The 17,842-nt window shown below is 41.8% G+C and carries 21 protein-coding genes; 6 read left to right on the top strand and 15 right to left on the bottom strand.

The annotated features are described in order from the left end of the window. Positions 1-90 precede the first annotated feature (90 nt). The 12 genes from CSQ79_RS24975 to CSQ79_RS25035 form a co-directional block, all read right to left on the bottom strand. On the bottom strand, positions 91-1,206 hold the full coding sequence (locus CSQ79_RS24975; RefSeq protein WP_099703818.1) for an LptF/LptG family permease: 1,116 nt from the start codon (positions 1,204-1,206) through the stop codon (positions 91-93). Between the two features lie 126 nt (positions 1,207-1,332). Further along, positions 1,333-2,064: an LPS export ABC transporter ATP-binding protein gene (gene lptB / locus CSQ79_RS24980; RefSeq protein WP_099703868.1), complete on the bottom strand. Its 732-nt coding sequence runs from the start codon at positions 2,062-2,064 to the stop codon at positions 1,333-1,335. A gap of 45 nt (positions 2,065-2,109) precedes the next feature. Continuing rightward, a complete protein-coding gene (locus CSQ79_RS24985) occupies positions 2,110-2,601 on the bottom strand; it encodes an LptA/OstA family protein (RefSeq protein ID WP_099703819.1) in 492 nt (163 codons plus the stop codon). A gap of 115 nt (positions 2,602-2,716) precedes the next feature. Next, a complete protein-coding gene (locus CSQ79_RS24990; protein ID WP_099703820.1) occupies positions 2,717-3,121 on the bottom strand; it encodes a DUF309 domain-containing protein in 405 nt (134 codons plus the stop codon). Continuing rightward, on the bottom strand, positions 3,118-3,483 hold the full coding sequence (locus CSQ79_RS24995) for a ferredoxin thioredoxin reductase catalytic beta subunit (protein ID WP_099703821.1): 366 nt from the start codon (positions 3,481-3,483) through the stop codon (positions 3,118-3,120). The genes CSQ79_RS24990 and CSQ79_RS24995 overlap by 4 nt, the downstream gene beginning before the upstream one ends. A 281-nt stretch (positions 3,484-3,764) precedes the next feature. Beyond that, the gene (locus CSQ79_RS25000) at positions 3,765-4,913 is read right to left on the bottom strand and encodes a DUF58 domain-containing protein (protein ID WP_099703822.1); all 1,149 of its coding nucleotides are present in this window, start codon (positions 4,911-4,913) and stop codon (positions 3,765-3,767) included. An 80-nt stretch (positions 4,914-4,993) separates the two neighbouring features. Continuing rightward, complete coding sequence (typA, locus tag CSQ79_RS25005; protein ID WP_099703823.1) at positions 4,994-6,784, bottom strand: translational GTPase TypA; 1,791 nt, start codon at positions 6,782-6,784, stop codon at positions 4,994-4,996. Positions 6,785-7,051: 267 nt separating this feature from the next. Next, the gene (locus CSQ79_RS25010) at positions 7,052-7,207 is read right to left on the bottom strand and encodes a type II toxin-antitoxin system HicA family toxin (protein WP_289501533.1); all 156 of its coding nucleotides are present in this window, start codon (positions 7,205-7,207) and stop codon (positions 7,052-7,054) included. Positions 7,208-7,285: 78 nt separating this feature from the next. Then, the gene (locus CSQ79_RS25015) at positions 7,286-7,507 is read right to left on the bottom strand and encodes a type II toxin-antitoxin system HicB family antitoxin (RefSeq protein WP_099703824.1); all 222 of its coding nucleotides are present in this window, start codon (positions 7,505-7,507) and stop codon (positions 7,286-7,288) included. Between the two features lie 406 nt (positions 7,508-7,913). After that, entirely contained in the window at positions 7,914-8,783 is an 870-nt protein-coding gene (locus CSQ79_RS25025) for an alpha/beta fold hydrolase (protein ID WP_099703825.1), read from the bottom strand. 5 nt (positions 8,784-8,788) lie between these two features. Next, positions 8,789-9,145, bottom strand: coding sequence for a DMT family transporter (locus CSQ79_RS25030; RefSeq protein WP_289501534.1), 357 nt, complete (start codon positions 9,143-9,145; stop codon positions 8,789-8,791). A 10-nt stretch (positions 9,146-9,155) separates the two neighbouring features. Then, positions 9,156-9,746 carry a TetR/AcrR family transcriptional regulator gene (locus CSQ79_RS25035; RefSeq protein WP_289501535.1) on the bottom strand — a complete coding sequence of 197 codons (591 nt, stop codon included), beginning with the start codon at positions 9,744-9,746 and terminating at the stop codon, positions 9,156-9,158. 512 nt (positions 9,747-10,258) lie between these two features. Here CSQ79_RS25035 and CSQ79_RS25040 point away from each other — a divergent pair. Beyond that, complete coding sequence (locus CSQ79_RS25040; protein WP_289501536.1) at positions 10,259-10,843, top strand: BUD32 family EKC/KEOPS complex subunit; 585 nt, start codon at positions 10,259-10,261, stop codon at positions 10,841-10,843. Here CSQ79_RS25040 and CSQ79_RS25045 read toward each other — a convergent pair. After that, positions 10,808-11,950, bottom strand: a complete 1,143-nt coding sequence (locus CSQ79_RS25045; protein WP_099703827.1) for an IS4 family transposase — start codon at positions 11,948-11,950, stop codon at positions 10,808-10,810. The two genes, CSQ79_RS25040 and CSQ79_RS25045, sit on opposite strands and share 36 nt — an antisense overlap. Before the next feature lie 122 nt (positions 11,951-12,072). Between CSQ79_RS25045 and CSQ79_RS25050 the strand changes: the two genes are divergently transcribed. Continuing rightward, positions 12,073-12,477: a hypothetical protein gene (locus tag CSQ79_RS25050; RefSeq protein ID WP_289501537.1), complete on the top strand. Its 405-nt coding sequence runs from the start codon at positions 12,073-12,075 to the stop codon at positions 12,475-12,477. 25 nt (positions 12,478-12,502) lie between these two features. Here CSQ79_RS25050 and CSQ79_RS25055 read toward each other — a convergent pair whose 3' ends face one another. Next, on the bottom strand, positions 12,503-12,955 hold the full coding sequence (locus tag CSQ79_RS25055) for a hypothetical protein (RefSeq protein WP_099703828.1): 453 nt from the start codon (positions 12,953-12,955) through the stop codon (positions 12,503-12,505). 203 nt (positions 12,956-13,158) lie between these two features. On the opposite strand from CSQ79_RS25055, the gene CSQ79_RS25060 reads away from it, so the two are divergent. From CSQ79_RS25060 to CSQ79_RS25075, 4 genes are all read left to right on the top strand, one after another. Then, positions 13,159-13,371, top strand: a complete 213-nt coding sequence (locus CSQ79_RS25060) for a helix-turn-helix domain-containing protein (RefSeq protein ID WP_099703829.1) — start codon at positions 13,159-13,161, stop codon at positions 13,369-13,371. Between the two features lie 91 nt (positions 13,372-13,462). Continuing rightward, a complete protein-coding gene (locus CSQ79_RS25065; protein WP_099703830.1) occupies positions 13,463-13,675 on the top strand; it encodes a helix-turn-helix domain-containing protein in 213 nt (70 codons plus the stop codon). A gap of 534 nt (positions 13,676-14,209) precedes the next feature. Continuing rightward, the gene (locus CSQ79_RS25070) at positions 14,210-14,677 is read left to right on the top strand and encodes a hypothetical protein (protein WP_099703831.1); all 468 of its coding nucleotides are present in this window, start codon (positions 14,210-14,212) and stop codon (positions 14,675-14,677) included. Positions 14,678-14,974: 297 nt separating this feature from the next. Continuing rightward, positions 14,975-15,631, top strand: a complete 657-nt coding sequence (locus CSQ79_RS25075; RefSeq protein ID WP_099703832.1) for a response regulator — start codon at positions 14,975-14,977, stop codon at positions 15,629-15,631. On the opposite strand, the gene CSQ79_RS25080 is transcribed toward CSQ79_RS25075, so the two are convergent. Next, positions 15,617-17,083: a sensor histidine kinase gene (locus tag CSQ79_RS25080; protein ID WP_099703833.1), complete on the bottom strand. Its 1,467-nt coding sequence runs from the start codon at positions 17,081-17,083 to the stop codon at positions 15,617-15,619. The two genes, CSQ79_RS25075 and CSQ79_RS25080, sit on opposite strands and share 15 nt — an antisense overlap. Between the last annotated feature and the right edge of the window lie 759 nt (positions 17,084-17,842).

The following is a 17,842-nucleotide window of genomic DNA, read 5'->3' on the forward strand; positions in this document are numbered from 1 at the left end:
TTGTTTACAGTGTGCGGAGGCACACTTCGTTTGAGTAGCCCCGACTTCAGTCGCAGGGCATTTGTGATTCGTGCAGGAGGTCTATTCTCTCTATCGTGCTGCGCGAACTAACAATAGCCCACCTGCAGTAAAGCCAAAGAGATTAGGTAGCCAGGCTGACATCACAGGAGTTAAAATCCCTGCTACTCCTAAAGCACTAGAGATAAAACTAAATAAGTAGTACGTAAAAATAATCACTACACTGACACCAAAGCTGGTTGCTTTTCCGGCGCGACGTTGCGGTTTAGTTCCTAAAGCAGTACCGACTAAGCCAAATACAACACAAACAAATGGAAACGCAATTTTTTCTTGAATGCGGACTCTCAGTTTGCGAATTTTTTGTTCGTCACCGCTAAAACGAATAATTTCTAAGCGATCGCGTGCTTCTGCAATATTCATTTCATTGTAATCTCGCCCTTTGCTGGAGATATCTAACGGCGCACGAGGTAACTGTAGTTGCTGATGTTTAAATCTGACAATGTTGCGATAAGAACTATCTGACGAAACAAGATAAATCGTACCATCATAGAAATCCCAAAGGTTTTGTTGCGGATTCCACGCCGCATTCTCTGCCATGACAATTTGATTTAAACCATCTTTAGAGCGATCAATAATAGTCAAGCCTGTCATTGTTTGACCGTCAAAGCGATCTGCATAAAATAACCGTGACAAGATCCTCATCCTCTCGCCATCAGCTTGTTCCACGTCTTCGTATTCAGGATAAATTATATTTTCTTCTTGAAATGTGGGGGTATCTCGCTTAAGTGCTTGATTTAAAGTTAGTGTCGCTTGATAGTTTGATGCAGGAACAATTTGCTCGTTAAATAAAAACGTAATTCCAGTAACAACTAAACTGAGAATGATTGCAGGTAAAGCGATACGATAAACACTAATTCCACAACCTCGTAAGGCAATAAGTTCGCTATCACTAGAAAAGCGACCGTATGTCATCAACACAGCCAATAGCGTAGACATTGGAAACGCCAACACTACAAACGAAGGAAACTGCAAGAGAAACACCTGCAACGCAATTTCCAATGGTAGTCCCGACTCTACGACTCGCCGTACTAAATCAAATAATGTCCCGATCGCAACTCCCACCGAAGAAAAAGCACCAACGCCAAATAAAAATGGTGGTAGCAGTTCCATCGCAATGTAGCGATCCATCACTGAAAACAGAGTCAGTGATGGGATTTTTGCAAATTTGTGACTAGCGATTGTCATTACATTGGGTAATAGGTAATAGGTGATGGGTAATTGGCATGATTTGCTGTATAATGTTTATCCTAGTTACTAAATCTGAAATTTATCGCCTAAATAGTATTGCCGTACTAAAGGATCGTTGTAGAGTTCTTCGGCGTTACCTGCTGCGAGGATTTGCCCTTCACGCATGATATAGGCGCGATCTGTAATTGCCAGTGTTTCGCGGACATTGTGGTCAGTGATCAGGATACCCATATGGCGATCGCGTAATTTTTTTACCATAGCTTGAATTTCGGCAACAGCGATCGGGTCAACACCTGCAAAAGGTTCATCTAAGAATAAAAAACTTGGTCCATTACGCCCAGATGCTAATGCCCTTGCTAATTCGGTACGTCGCCGTTCGCCACCAGAAACTTGGATTCCTTTTGTGTTAGCAACTTTTTCTAAGCGAAATTCTTGTAATAATTCATTTAACCGCCATTGCCATTCCCGCCGAGGAACATTTGTTTGTTGTAGAACTAATAAGAGATTATCTTTAACACTGAGGTTACGGAAAATACTTGGTTCTTGGGCTAAATAGCCAATTCCTAACCGCGCGCGTTGATGCATTGGTAGTGAAGTGATGTTCTTGTCGTCTAGCCACACAGTTCCTTCATTTGGCTTTTCTAGACCTGTCGCAATGTAAAATGTTGTTGTTTTTCCGGCACCATTAGGACCAAGTAACCCGACAACTTCGCCTTGCGCCACAGAAATATTGACGCGATTAACAATAACGCGTTTACCGTAAGATTTGTGGATATTTTCTAAGACAATCTTGTTCACTACCACTCCACTAACATACCCACAAGCATAACCAACTGATTTAGTTTACGATCCTGGGTTGGGTGCTAACGGTGGGACTGCGGGTGCAGGTGGGGTTCCTGGTAGTTGATTAGGATTAGGATCGGAAACAATATAGATAGATTGCACTTGCTGGTTTGCTTTAGGTGTCGCGATAAATCGCCCTTCGTCGATCAGATACGTGACATTTTCACCTCGAATGCTGTTTCCTTGTTGTAAAATATACACATCACCACTTAAAATAATTCTTCGTTCTTCGCTAAAATATTGTGCTTGCGCCGCAGTTGCTTGAATTTGCCGCGCTGGGTAATTCATTTGAACATTACCGCGTGCTGTAAAAATTCCTGTTTGCGAGTTAGCTTCTTGAACATCAGAATTGATGATCAATGAATTTTGGTCAGCAGTTTGACCTCTAGCACTTGGTAAAGGACTGTTTAAGGCGATCGCACTTAGTAACGTAAATGGTAGCAGTGCGATCGCTAAACGATGACGGATCAGAGAAGGCAAATGGGGCATCATAAGTTAGCATGAAAAAGAGCAACAACCCTGGCAGCGCAGACTTTATTTCATCTGACGATTACCGTTACGCTTAAGTTTCGACTTCTCAAGCATAACCAATTCAAATTTTACTCACTTATTCTGATTGCGCTATTGTAATTATTGGTAGCAAGTCTGAATTTTCGTTAACTTCTTTTTGAACTATCCACTCATGAACTTTTTCTGGTCCTGCTTGCTGCAATTGTGTCAATAACTGACAACTGGAATCAATGAGTTCTTCGACATCAATACCGCCAAAAGTCGGTGAGTACCGTTGCAGTTTATTTGTGCCTTCTCCCAGTAGAATAACTGCTCCCCGCCAGTTACTATTACCCAAGTGATAAAGCGCGACAGCAAGTTGTAAGATCCCTTGATAAAATGTTTTCTCTGGATCTGATGCTTCCATCCACAAAGCCTCTAATGTATCGTGACAGGCGTAGAACTGTCGTGTATTAAATTGCTCTACGCTTTGCCAAAACTCATCTGGTATTGATTCATTCATCCCATGCTAGAGCGTACTTCTTGAATCGTCTCTATAGGAATATCTTGCTGTTCGCCAGCAAACTCATTATCTGGCGTCAAAAACAACATACAGTGACACTCTTTACGTTCGCGCATAGGAACACAAGGACAATTCCAAAAAGCTGCACCTGCTTCTGCCTTTTTATCTTCGTAGTGACGGCAAGGACATAAAGGCGCACCTAAATCATCTTTATGTTTGGCAAGTCCTTCAATCACCACAGCTGTCACTGAAGGTTCAGCACAAAAGTAAGTTCCTGTGCGCTTAGCGTAAGTTTGAGCAAACTGCCACATCGCTTCCAAACTTTTATCCGTAGATAAGTTGCTGCTATCTGTGGGTTTCATAATCTTAAAAGTTCGTAATCAAGACGTTTCCTGCATTTTAACGTAGGTAGACACATCACATTCTGAGTTCTACAGCAAACCTAAATTAATTGTGACTTGTAGAAAATAGTAATTGGGAACGCGGTAATCGGTAATAGGGTAAGAATAGCTTGGATTGACATGACTTAAAGGCGATCGCCATAGAATCCTCAGTTATTAACTTTAATACTCTTCCTACGTCCTTTCTTTGTGACCTACGTGCCTTTGTGGTAGCATAAGGCAAGCTGCTACGCGTCTACGTTTCAAACACCACGCCCTACTCGCACAACCTGCTGTAATTGAGATGGCAATGGCTGATCTTTATCAATGACAATACCAAAAGAATTATGATTAACTGTTGAATCATCCCCCCATAGTATCCAATAACTATCGGGAGAAATTGTCTTCAAAATTGATGGATTTTGACTCAACCAAACAAGACAACTTTGAGGTACATTTGCTACTTGCACTTCATTAAAATGCGTTGCAGCTAAAGCGTGTAAGACTGCTCTATTTCCCTGAACTAAACCTGTTGCGGCTGTCCAAAGTTGTACGCTTAATTGTTGCTTTTGCGCATAAAAATATAATGATGCAGCAGTAATCACGGCTTGTTCAAAACTATTTTCTTCCCAAGTTGCAGCGCTATCTAAGCAAATGACTAGTTCGCGTCCTTCGGTCATTAATTCTAATTCCCTGACACGAAACTCTCCGTAACGGGCACTACTGCGCCAGTGGATTAAGCGTAAAGGATCTCCTTGACGATAAGGACGAAGCGATCGCGTTAATCCTTCAGTTGCTAATTCGACACGCTGTTGGTTATTTGACTTAGCATGATTTTCCTGTCCTATACTGTCAATAATCGGACACGTTGTTAGTGGCAAAACAGTAGGGTAAACAATGGCTGTAGCAGGGGTTTCTTGCTGACGACGACACCAAAATAACCCTACAGGTGCAGCAGTTCTTAATTGTACATTATGCCAACGGTAGACACCCCGTTGTTGTGTCGGCTGATGATAAACCCATTGATAACTTGATTGTGGTGGAATTATTTCGATGGGTGCTTGTACTGGTTGACCTAAAACAAAAGGTAATAAATCTTGAATTTGCAGGAGATTTTTAGGACGTGTTGTGTGGTTAGCAATTTCAATTTCTACAGTTAATGCTTCACCTGCACTCACTGGTTGAATGGTTGCACGACGAATTTGGATACCGCGAAGCGATCGCACAGGGACAACTGCAGCAATTCCTAATAAGGCAAAACCCAAGCCGCTTAAAACATATAGCCATCCTGCCATTGTATTAACAGCAGCACCAAAAAAACAGCTAGTGACTCCGATGAGTACCCAACCACTGTAAGCTGGTGTGACCCAACGAGACTCTAGCCAGTCAGCCATTTGTTTGTTTAAGGTCATTAGTAAAAAATAAGTGCAGGCAGGATGCCCACACTACTGATTTTATTCTCTAAGAATACCCTTCGCTAATTACTTTGCTATCAACGCTTTGCCAACTTTTTCGCCATTTTCCGCAGACGAATTGATTGTGGTGTGACTTCTACTAGTTCGTCAGAGCTAATATACTCTAAAGCACGTTCTAAACTCATTTCCATCGGTGCTTGCAACTGGACTAATTCTTCACCGCCAGAAGCACGATGATTCGTCAGTTGTTTTGTTTTGCAAACATTAAGTTCTAAATCTTGCTGGCGGTTGTGTTCGCCAACAATCATGCCTTTATAAACTTTAATCCCTGGAGTAATAAAGAAAACACCGCGATCTTCAGCGTTTCTCATTGCATAGAAAGTTGCGGTTCCTTCCTCAAAGGCAATTAATACCCCATTACGACGCGCTTCAATTTCGCCACTAAGTGGACGGTAATCGAGGAAGCTATGGTTCATAATGCCATCACCACGAGTCAGGCGCATGAATTCACCGCGAAAACCGACTAAACCGCGTGCTGGAATCACAAATTCTAATTGCGTGCGACCATTACCACCAACTTGCATATCTTGCATTTCGCCGCGACGTTGCCCTAAGCGTTCAATACAGCCACCGACACCTTCTTCAGGAATATCTAGCACTAAATATTCGTAAGGTTCGCAAGGTTGACCGTTAACTTCGCGGTAAATAACTTGTGGCTGGGAAACTTGAAACTCGTAACCTTCACGTCGCATTGTTTCAATGAGAATTCCCAAGTGTAATTCACCTCGACCAGACACTAAGAATTTATCGGGTGAATCTGTTTCTTCAATCCGCAGGGCGACGTTTGTTTCCAATTCGCGGAATAGGCGATCGCGTAATTGTCGCGAGGTGACAAAACTTCCTTCTTGTCCAGCAAACGGCGAATCATTCACTGAGAAAGTCATTTGCAGTGTTGGTTCATCGACTTTAATCAGTGGTAGCGCCTGCGGTTCGTTCGGACAGGTTATTGTTTCCCCAATGTTTGCATCTGCAAATCCGGCAACCGCAACAATATTGCCTGCAGACGCTTCTTGCATTTCAATGCGCTTGAGTCCCTCAAAACCCATCAACTTGGTAACTTTGGCTTTAACAATGTTGCCTGTTTCGGTAATTAAAGCCGCTTGTTGACCCATGCGGATTGTACCGTTGTGGATTCTACCAATGACAATTCGCCCTAGGTATTCAGAATAATCTAAGGTTGTGACTTGCAATTGTAAGGGTTTGTCAGGATCGCCTACTGGGGGTGGGACATGGTGGAGAACCGCTTCAAATAGGGGTTGCATATCTACCCCTTCAGCATCAAGATCTTCTTTGGCGTAGCCTTCTAAACCAGATGCGAATAAATAAGGAAAGTCGCACTGATCGTCGTCTGCACCCAATTCAATAAACAGATCCAAGACTTTATCAACTGCGCCATGCGGATCAGCTTGGGGACGGTCAATTTTGTTGACGACAACAATTGGACGTAAGCCTTTTTCTAGTGCTTTTTTCAAAACAAAGCGTGTTTGAGGCATTGGTCCTTCGTTTGCATCCACAATCAGGATACAGCCATCAACCATTCCCAGAACGCGCTCAACTTCACCGCCAAAATCTGCGTGTCCAGGAGTATCAACAATATTAATCAGCGTATCTTTGTAGCTAACCGCTGTATTTTTTGCCAAGATTGTAATGCCCCGCTCTCTTTCTAAAGCGTTAGAGTCCATGACGCAGTCTGGAACGTCTTCCCCTTCGCGAAAAATACCAGATTGTCGAAGCAAAGCGTCAACCAGGGTAGTTTTGCCGTGGTCAACGTGGGCAATAATGGCAACGTTACGAATAGGGAGCGTCATAGGAGCGTTCCAATGATGGTAGAGAGGGATTGATTGCAGCTTAGTAACAGATTGTGGCGGCGATCGCCAATTCTGTAAAGAAGCCTTAATAATTGTAGCTCATTAGTTACACACCTGGCTTGAGCAATTAAATCGGAAAGCTTGTGAGTTGTGTGTTTAAATTATTGAAGTTCAATCAACCTAAGGGCATTGAACCACCACAAATCATCTCTGGTTCTATAGATAATTTTGATCCGGTCTTTTTTGCCACAATGTTAGGCATTTTTTCTATAAGCTTTTCAATAACTCAATAAATTCTTCAACTGTTAAACCAGCATCACTGAGAATACTTTTAAAAGTCTTTAATTTAAGAATTGTATTGCCGTGATAAGGCGCAGTCACTCTTCTGCCTTCAGCATTTTCGGTAAATTTTGTGACTTCCACTTTGTTGAGATAGGGCGAATCCTATTTTTTCTAAAACTTTGATAGCTTCTGTAGCTGAAACTCTAGGAAGGCGAGAACTCAAACCTGCACCTCTACGGTGGTCAGACTCATGTGGGATTTGGGAACCTCTTCACCATTTGCTACTCTGTCTTCGATGTGTAGAAGGATGGTATCTTGAATATTTTGCAGAGCTTCCTCATAGGAATCCCCTTGAGTATAGCAGCCCTGTAGTGTTGGACATGATGCAAAATAGCCTTCCTCGTCCTTTTCAATTACGACAGGAAACAGAAAACGGTTCATACAACAACATAGTTGGGGTTTATGTGTGTCTATATTGTACTAGTTATGCAATCCTACTGGTTTGACTGACTGCTAGGGCATAGTTCTTGTACCTCATCTTCTGGATCTCGATGAAATTCACCAGGAAGTTGAGTAGATTCTATGCAAATTTTTGAGTTAAATCTAAAAGGCATATGCCAGGATACGCTAGAGCTTGGTCTAACCACTCATCAACTGGAATAGATAGCATCAATCTATTCCGTTCAACCAACTTCGCGACCTCCCAGCATGAAATTACACTAATACCCAAGCCTTGTGATTCCTGCTCTTGAATATAGTTGTGATACTCATGTGCAAGTTGAGTGTCACCATTTACCCACCAAATTCAAATATGGGTATCCAGCACAATCATTGTGCTACTTTCCATTCATTTTTCTACAGGCTCCGGTTGAGCTGCTGTCAAGAACTCTACAACTAACTGATTAAATTTGTGTGGGTGTTCAAACTGTGCCCAATGCCCACATTGATCGAAAACGTGCAAATAAGCATTAGAAATCTGTTTCGCTGCGAGATGAGCATGGGCAACTGGCACAATTGCGTCTTGTTTGCCCCAAATAATTAGAGTTGGCGCGGATATATTCGCAAGCTGGCTGACAATCGGGCGAAAAACACTTTGCTGAACACCTAGCAGATTGACATTGCTTCTCAAAAACGAAACAAATGCTTGTTTACGACCAGGTAATTTGAAAGCCTCAGAGCGCATTTCAACCCACTTACTGGGCACTAATTTAATGTCATAGACATTTTGTCGCAGGATTAACCTGACATTCTTGGGGCTGGGCTGAGATAAATGAATAATCAGGGGAAATGCAGCGAGTAAGCGACTGGCAATGCTGATTTCTCGCCCTAACCCAAAGCAGGAAACTAAGACTAATTTCTCCACCTGTTCAGGTGACTCTAATGCGAGTTTAAGTGCGAGACTTGCGCCTACTGAATGTCCAATAAAAACTGCGCGTTGAAGCTTGAGCGTGTTAATAAAGTTCCTCAGAAATTGCACTTGATATTCTAAAGAGTAGGTCGCGATTGGTTTATCGGATAAGCCAGAGCCAACCATATCAAAGGCATAAACTTGGTGCTCTTGAGCAAGTGCCCGAACGTTCTGACTCCAGGCTTCGATTGAGCTTCCGGCTCCGTGTAGCAAAACAATGGGACTTCCACAATCGCCTGCATACCAGTAACGAGTCTTGATCTGTTCAACCTTGAGATAGCGATCTTGCAGAAATTCAAGTTGAGTCATAGCAATTATGAACGAGTCATCACAGCAATTCCAGCAACAATTAAACCTAAGGCAACTAGCTGATTAAACGATAATCTTTCACCGAATAACACACTCGCGATCAAAGCGACCGAGATAAAACTAACACCCGCCATCACAGGTTGACTCGCAGAAACAGGCAATTGCCCCAAAGCTTTAGTAAAAAGCAGCAGCCCAAGAGTATAAATTAGCAATGCACTCAGAAACCAAGGAGAAAATAACACTGCGATAAATCCTGTCTTAGCAGCCGTAAGACGAGACTGTTTAAGGAAAATCGTACCAGTTGCATTTGCGATCGCGGCGGTAATAACCAGCAGCCAAGCATACCAGGAAGATTGCATCATTTGCGTATTTCTAATCAAAGAACTGTCGATGAGTCAGTCCAGCTAGGATAATACGGATTGTGTGGTTAAATCGTGCTGCGGCACTTGCCGAGTCTGTGAAATGTCCGGTTAGTTCTAATCCAACATGACCGTGAACAACTGCCCAAAGCATTTTCGCCACTTCTTGAGCGTTGTTCTCCACAAAAGTTTCTGCATCGATACATGCTTGTACCGTACTGACGAGCAGTGCAAAGCTTGACCAACTTTGTTGAATACAGCTTTTAGTTGGCGTAAACTCTGGACTAGTTTGGCAGAACATCACAGCGTAATAGGTTGAATTTGCCAAAGCAAAAGCTCGGTAGGCTTCTCCTAAAGCGATAAGATACTCCAGCCAGTTGTCAGATTGCGGAACAGCTTCTAATGTCTGACGCAGCATTGCAAAGCCTTTCAAATACAACTCCTCGACCAATCCTTGCTTACTGCCAAACATAGTGTAAAGAACAGTCGTTGAGCATCCGACTATTTGAGCAATCCGCCGCATAGACAGGGCTTGTAATCCCTCACGTAGTAGTAAATTACTAGCATCGTCCAAAATACCTTGACGTAGTGCTTGCTGATGCAAATCCTGCGCTTCTCGGTAGTTCGTAACGCCATTATTATTTATAACACTGTTTTTTTCATAACATCGTTATAACAGTATTGCAGGAAAACTGTCAAGAATTTATGAATTCTCGACATCAATAGAAAATCATCGAGTTGAAGAGAGCAATCGTTGTCAAGAATAATGCTTAATCTGAAGCTGATTACTGGCAGGTAGCCTTGAAATATCGCCAACAGCAGTCACCCAAAGCAGCCCAACTCTTATTTGGATCGCCTCAATAGAGGCTGTGTATCAAGCTAACATCTTAATGTGCGCATACTGCCTCATGCGGTTTCTCATGCTGTGGCTAGACGGGGAAAATGACTGAGAACTATATAGAACTTAGAAGGAAAAGGTACTTTAAGCTCAGTTCGCAAATTGCTCGATAGGATAATGCACAATTACGTTCTTTATTTGATGATAGTGAGTCAAATACGTCAAATTCGGGTTGAGGGCTAAACCACGCCATAGTGCTTGGACAATCCAAGGTTTTTGTGAAACGCCTTCCGGTTACGAGCATCGAATATGATAACCTGTTCTCCACTAGAAACCTTTATGACCTGCCGACTTACTGTAATTATGGCTTCGGTTCCACTGGATTTGGGGTTTTCCGCGAACTCGTGGCTCATATCAAGACAACCCAATGGGTATTAGAAGGTGCGATCGCCACTTTTCCACTGATGTACCATTATCGGATTATTCCCTTCTCTGGGCAGCGGGCGGATGTGGATAGGTCGCGTCTAAACAGTTATGTGGAATATTGGGGCAATAGTGAGAATGCTGGAAAGTATGTGTTAGATAGAGCGATCGCCAAATATGAGTTGGTTCTTTTCCTAGAGTACATACCGCATGTTCTTGGAACATGGCTGCGGGAAAACCTCGACAAACTTCAGCAACCCCTAGATGACTTACGCACGACGATTGACTTTTTGAGAACGAAGGGAATCATCCACTTCGACGCGCATTTTTACAATGTCCTCACTGATGGTGAACAGATTTATTTGACTGATTTTGGTTTAGTACCTGATGGGGTGACAAAAAGGCTAGAAAGCAAGCTGAATCAAGTCTATAGCGCGTAATCCCTGTTGATAATAGAGCCGCTTATTGCGATTAGAACGCATCCATTGACCTACCCAATCAACGCATAGTTGGAGATTATTCAGCCAAGCTTGACCATACAAACCTACCCAAAAGTTGCTATGACGGCGTTGACTTCGACCACTTTCCTTTGGACGGCAGATGTAACGTTCAACCTTTGATGTTCTGATGTTTACACCTTGAATAATTGCACTTGTATAGGCAATAGCAATGAGTAAAACAATTGCAGATAAACGAGTTTCAATTGCATGGCAGCTTTCAAGATTGTAGCCACCGCTTTTACAGTCGCGGAACATACATTCAATTCCACTACGTTGTTGATAAGCAGTTATGGCAGATGAAAGGTTTGTTAAGTTAGTTAATAAAAACCAGCCTTCAGTCGTTTGCTTTTGGCGGTAGTTTCGTTTCCACTTACACGCTACATTAAACTGGCTAAAACCAGCTGGCTTGGTAACATTGACTCCAGCAAAGAACATTGACATACCAGGTTTCAATCCCAGTAACTTCAACTGTTGTGTAAACTCGTTTTGGCGACGGATAGATTCATTGCACCTTAAGCGCAGACATATCGCTAGTCCTTGGTTTTCCAGCCATTGCCCTAATTCAACTGAGCAAAACTCTCTATCACCTAAAACAGTAACTTGATAGTCTTTAAGTAGCGGTAAGACGTTGGTAAATATGGCTTGTTGCTGAGTGAAGCTACTGTTACCCTTGCGCTGAAGAAATTGCCAATGTAGCGGGATAGCTCGCTGCTGCCAAATAATGCTTACCATCAGCAAATTTAATTCACGCCATTGTGTTCGCTCAACTACAACAGTTAACTCTTTACTGCTTGAAAAGTAGCTCGTTAGTAAGTAGTTGATGAGCGCAAACCACACTGATGAAGTTGTCAATTTTGGAGATAGTAAAAACCTTTGCAACTGGCGACGACGGCTCTCGAATAAAATCGGTAATGGTAGATTAGCTGCAAGTCTTTCCAGCCGTACTTGTTTTTGCCCTTGCAGTAGTTCAACCAGGAGATTGAGTAATATGTATTGATTTGCATTCAGTAGGGAGCGCAGATGAGTCTGATAGAATTTAGGCAGCATTTTTAGTGATGGGCGGGCATTGTCAATAGCCAGCCTATCTTTTTTTAGCTGTAATTACTCAACCTCTTCCTATTTATCCCCCTGTCACCCCGTCAGGTTTAGTACTGGACAAAAGTTTTGCGTTGACGAAAAATGAAGAGTTTTTCTTTGAGCAGAACACATTCTACGACTACGGAGAAGTTTTACGAAACCTTGGACATCTAATTCAACCGTTGTATGATGCCTGTTCAGATAATCATAAACGCCAGATATTGGAAAAATATGGCATCAACAAAGGCTTACAGCTTTATGAACAGCGATCGCGATTACTCGACAATATCGAACAGATCCATGCTGACGGGGATTTGGAGTTAGATGAATTCTATGTTGCTAGCATTGTCAAATACCGCAGTATCATTGCGCTGATGCAATTCTTTGCTGATATGTGGGAAAATCACAAGAAAGACACGAAACTTCCTCACGCAAAACTACAGATGCTGCTCAAAGAAACAGAGTTTATTCCTAGCGCTGGATACCACGGTAAATAGTTGCATATCATTTGCTCTTTCAAGCTTAAAATTCTTGTAAAACATACTTAGCACTAAGATAAGCATTACGTAGAGTTTGCAGCGCTTCCGAGGAGAATACTTGCTTGATCTTGCTAATGAGTTTTCCCAAGGCGACGAGATCGTCGAAAGCAACAACTTGCATGAACTTTTGCACGTAAAAATCTACCCAAAACTGAGGCGCGTGTTTCTGTTTTTGAACCGCGCAGCGCTTGCGCCAACGGCATATATCTGCTTGGGTGGGAGGTTCTACGCCTAATACTGGTGGTAAATCTGCATAGCTAACAAACCGACTAATTCCCTTTCCTACAACATGAATCACATGTCGCCAGCAATCGATGCGATAAATCTCTTCGGGTTCGCGGTTGAGGAGTAATGCAATTGCTTCTTTGGTGACAAATCGTGCGAGTGGATGAAAAGTCTTGGCTTCAGTTGATTTTGCTTGTTGTCTTGTTATCATAAAAGTGCTTTCCTAATTTTGGTAAGTACTCTCCCAATTTTGGTCATTCCGATTTTGGTAAGTTCTTTCCTTGTTTTGGTAAGTACCTCTCACAGTGTGGGAGATTTATGTATTGTTGGATCGCCCTTAAGTTTCCTAGGCTCTGGGGCGATCGCTTTTTAAGCGATACTCTATTTTAGTCGAAGTTTCGACCAATTGCAAGTATGGGTTTGGTTAGGTTACGAATTAAAGAGTTTGCAGCAAAACAAAACTGGACACTGAAAGAAGTTTCTGATCGTTCAGGTGTTCCATACAGCACGATTAAGACTTATGCAGTGTCTTCAGGGATGGCAATGGCTGATGTTACTGCTTTGTGCAAATTAGCGAAAACTTTTAATGTTCTGATTGAGGATTTAGTAGAAATAATCAAAGAGTAAATATAATTACGCGAACAGTAGCTTCTTTAGTAATCAACTGCGCAGTTTTATATATTACTATTAAATAGCGAAAACTCACTACTTGTCAAGCATGGGGCTAGTAAGGTTAAGAATTCAGGAATTTGCTGACAAACAAGGTTGGAACATCAAAGAGGTTTCAGATCGTTCTGGAGTGCCTTATGGTACAGTCAAAACTTATATGCGCTTGCCAGAAAGAGCAACTGTTGATCTGACGGCACTTTGCAAGCTGGCAAGGACGTTTGATGTAATGATGGAAGATTTATTTGAGGTAGTGGAAGATTAAAAGCTTGCCTCTTTAGTAACAAATTAAGCTACTGAGTTCGCTGAGTGTCTTGCTATTATAAAAAGCACCTGTCAGTTTTTAAAATAGATTTTGAAATTGCGATCGCTTAAAGAGTGAAACTGTTTCGACCAATTGCAAGCATCGGTTTGGTTACGAATTAGAGAGTACTATAAACTAAAGTCCACCTCTATGAAGTTCTAAATTATGAATGAGATTAACTCAAAACGTGCTAAGGCACCGCTACGCTAACAAAACTCTTGAAACTTTGCTTGGGTAGTCCCGACTTTAGTCAGAGGGCATCTGTGATTCATGCTTGGTAAAAACACTACAAATAATTAAATATCTCCTGTTCAAAAAATATTGAAGTACGCTAAATAAAAGTAAATTTTTGTACTAAAATTCTCTGAGAACTTGAGTAATTTGCTATTAATTCCAGATAATTGCCTGCTGAGGTTGAATAAAGCTGGTGTACTAGCCTGAGATCAATTACAATTGCTGCTCAAAGGTTTGTTAAGTTGTCGAGGAGATTTGAGTATGAAACACAAGCTATGGTTTAATTTGGTGGCAATTCCAACTGTAGTTGGCTCAATGTTGACTATGTTACTTACACCTGGTGTATCTGCCACGAAAACTCAAGCCTCCTGCGATGTACCAACTGACTTTCAGATATCTGCTATCAACCCCCACCACAACCGTGGTATTTTAATTGCATCCACTGATGTGACCTTTGAAGAGCACCCTTTTTTAGATTTTAGTGCAGCAGAAAGTGATGCTGCCGTTAATTTATTTGGCTGTGACTGTCCTGCTTGTTTAAATGTATTGCGTCAGTTACGCAATTCACCTGAAGTGAAAAGAGGTCAAGGTCATTGCTGGGATAATATGGAACTAAGAGTATCTCGGCAGACAGTACGGGAAGTGTTGACTAACTTAGAAAAAGAAGAAGCTTTAGAATTTAAACAAGAAGAGGCGATGGAGTTTGGCAGGATGAGAAGTTTCAACTAAAAAAATAGGTTTCATTGTTGGGGTAGCAGGAAGTAGATCCTGCGTCCATTCGTCTCTTACAAGGAGAGAGACCTAAAAAGCCTATTATCTCGTATCACATTATGGATTTTTTGCCCCAACCCTACCAGGGTTGGGGTTAGGTTCCGTTAAAACTTATATGCGCTTGCCAGAAAGAGCAACTGTCGATCTTACCGCGCTAAACGTTGTTATTTCTATGGCATGAGAGTATATCTTTTGAGTACGGCTAAGGGCATTAGGTACACTGAATTCAGATTAAAAATCCCCGTATTTATTTTTATGCAATCTCCTAGCCTGCAATTTTCTGATCTGCGCGTCTTGATTGTAGAAGATGACCCAGTGATGCGGTTAGGTTTAGAGCATCTTTTGGCAGAATATCCTCAATTGCAAATTATCGGTCAAGTGGAGGATGGTTACTCTGGCATTGATGCAGCACTTGAACTTAATCCAGACTTAGTGATTATGGATATTGGTTTACCAGAGCTAGATGGTATTGCTGCTACTCAGAAAATTAAAGCCAGCTTGCCAATGGTACGGGTAATGATGCTCACTTCGCATAAATCGGAACAGGAAATTATTGCAGCTTTATCAAGTGGAGCAGATGGATACTGTGTGAAAGGCTTAGGATTAGAAAAATTGGTAACGGCGATCTCTTGCGTTCAAGATGGAGCGACCTATCTCGATTCTCAAATTGCCCAGTGCGTCGTTAAACATCTACAACTTGCCGTTCGCTCTAAACCAGCAAATCCGCTGAGTGAAAGAGAGTTAGAGGTACTAAAGCTGATTGTTGAAGGACGCAGTAATCCAGAGATTGCATCCATTTTATACGTTAGCCTAAGCACTGTCAAAGCCCATATTCGGAGCATTATGAACAAATTAGCAGTTGACGATAGGGTGCAAGCAGCCGTGGTAGCATTGCGGTCAGGTTGGGTATAGAGGCAAGGTGAACCAAAACGTTGACCCGCCGCCCAGGTAACTAACGACGCCAATCTCGCCACCATGCGCTTGAATAATTTGCTTGCAAAGATACAATCCCAATCCTAAACCTGGCATATACCGCGCTCGTAATCCACGAAAATAGAGATCAAATAATCGGTGACATTGTTCTGGAGCAATGCCAACTCCATTATCTTGCACCACACAGAGCAGCACCGGAGCTTTAGGACGAATCAGCGTTTCTACTCCTACACGCCTGTGCCCAGACTCAACCACATTTGCGTCCAACGTTAGCTGAATTTCATAAGGGTTGTGTTTAAGTGCATTTCCGATGAGGTTACTAAACACTCGCCAGAGTTGATTGGCGTCAGCGTTCACCAATGGCAGATCTTCCCTGATGCGATGGGTAAGTTTAATCCGTTTTTTGGTCAACCCATAATTTAGATCAATTAATACTGAATCAACCAGTGGTTTCAGTTGAATTGGTTCACAATTGAGAGTGATACCTTTGATTGCAGTGGTGTGAGCTTCGAGGAGAGAATTAATCAAGGCAAGCTGGCGATCGCTTCCTTGTAGTAACCGTTTAATCGCTGATCGTTTCACACTAATCTCATCATCTAATTCACTTGTGGCTTTACCCAACAAGCTTTTCAATACAACCGAGCTGCCAATAACTGGAGTTTGCAAATCATGCGACACAGAATGCAGAAATATCTGTAGTTGGCGATTGGCTTCAAACTCTGAGCATTTCAAGCGTTCGTATAAGTACACCGATAGAATACTGACCGAGCAAGCGCAAGCAAGTTGGATAATAATTTCCCTGGAGTAAAGATTGTAGATTTTCGCATACTCAATAGTAGCTAGACCAGTTATGGGATAGAAAATTGCATAATAGGCGATAGATACGGCTTGATAGATGAGATGTAACACCCAATGCACTGGAACCAGAATCGCAATAATCAAAAATAAGAGTGATTTTGGTGTTTCAGGAAGACCAAAAAAGGTGAAAATAATATTTATCAGATTGCTCAAGGAACAAGTAAAAAGCAAAAATAGTGCTTCAGGATACCGTCGTCCCCAGGTCGTTTTTTGCCCAATCAAACAAGCTAATAAAAATAGATTAGCAGCTACATGATAGATGATGGATGCGCTTCTCCATTGATCTGCAATTGAGGCATTTCCGTAGTCACTGAGAGCAACTGCTTTTAATCTCTCAAACTCAAACAGAACAGAGTAAAGACCTTCAGCCGATATAATCAAGTGCCAAAATAGTGCCAGCCAAAGTCCTAGATGCAATCGCTTTTGTAAAAATTGATGCCGCCAGTTCAAGTAGTCTGTTGATTTTGGGGGTAACTTAAAGCAAGCTAGCCAATATTGAGTATATCGAATTAGCCAGTTCCAAGTCACCTGAATAAATTGCGACCATTGACCTAACCCGAGCGATCGCCACATAAATTTTAGAAATACTAATCTTCACGATGTTATCTCACAATTTCCCAAGTTGAAATTGACCGATCGGTTAGATCGCCATATCTCTCAATTAAGGGAGAACGGTGAGGAGAAAAGATAATATCAATTGTCTCCTTAGTTCTTGACCCTTTGCCTTTAACCCAAAAGAATGAAACCCAGCTGCGCTTCAACGTCTGCGATCAAAATCTTATAACCGGTTAGATGAATTCATATTATCCGATTGGTCTGACTAAATTGATCGGTAGATCAATTGAGAAACAGTTAATCCATTCATATGATAAAAACCAGCTTGGTTGTAATCACTTCAATAGGTAATACCTACAGGTTGAAATCAAGAAACATAATTCGATTGTACTCAACTTAGAAACCTGACTTGCGTCATGAATTTAATGATTCAAGTAATAACAGAGATTGCTCATGTTGAAGTGATTCGTTCAGCTACACTGCCCCTCAAAGTTTATTTAACAAGAGGTAATAATGCTACGAGCTTGGCTCCTGACAATTGATATTCTAATTGGAATACGACTTGTGAAATTGCCTCAGCAAGAGCAATCTGAATTGAATCGCCATCTCAATCAAAACAAAGAATAACAACACTGCAACTGTAATGAAAATACGGTTGATTAAATAGACCGTTTTGCCTGTTGTACTCAATTTTTCATCTGTGTTTGATACTACAGACCAGCAAAGCATGGGAATAAAAATCATAGATAGCCTCAGAACAAGTCGTCACAAAAAATA

Origin of the sequence: Gloeocapsopsis sp. IPPAS B-1203, from assembly GCF_002749975.1 — a bacterium.
GTDB lineage: Bacteria > Cyanobacteriota > Cyanobacteriia > Cyanobacteriales > Chroococcidiopsidaceae > Gloeocapsopsis.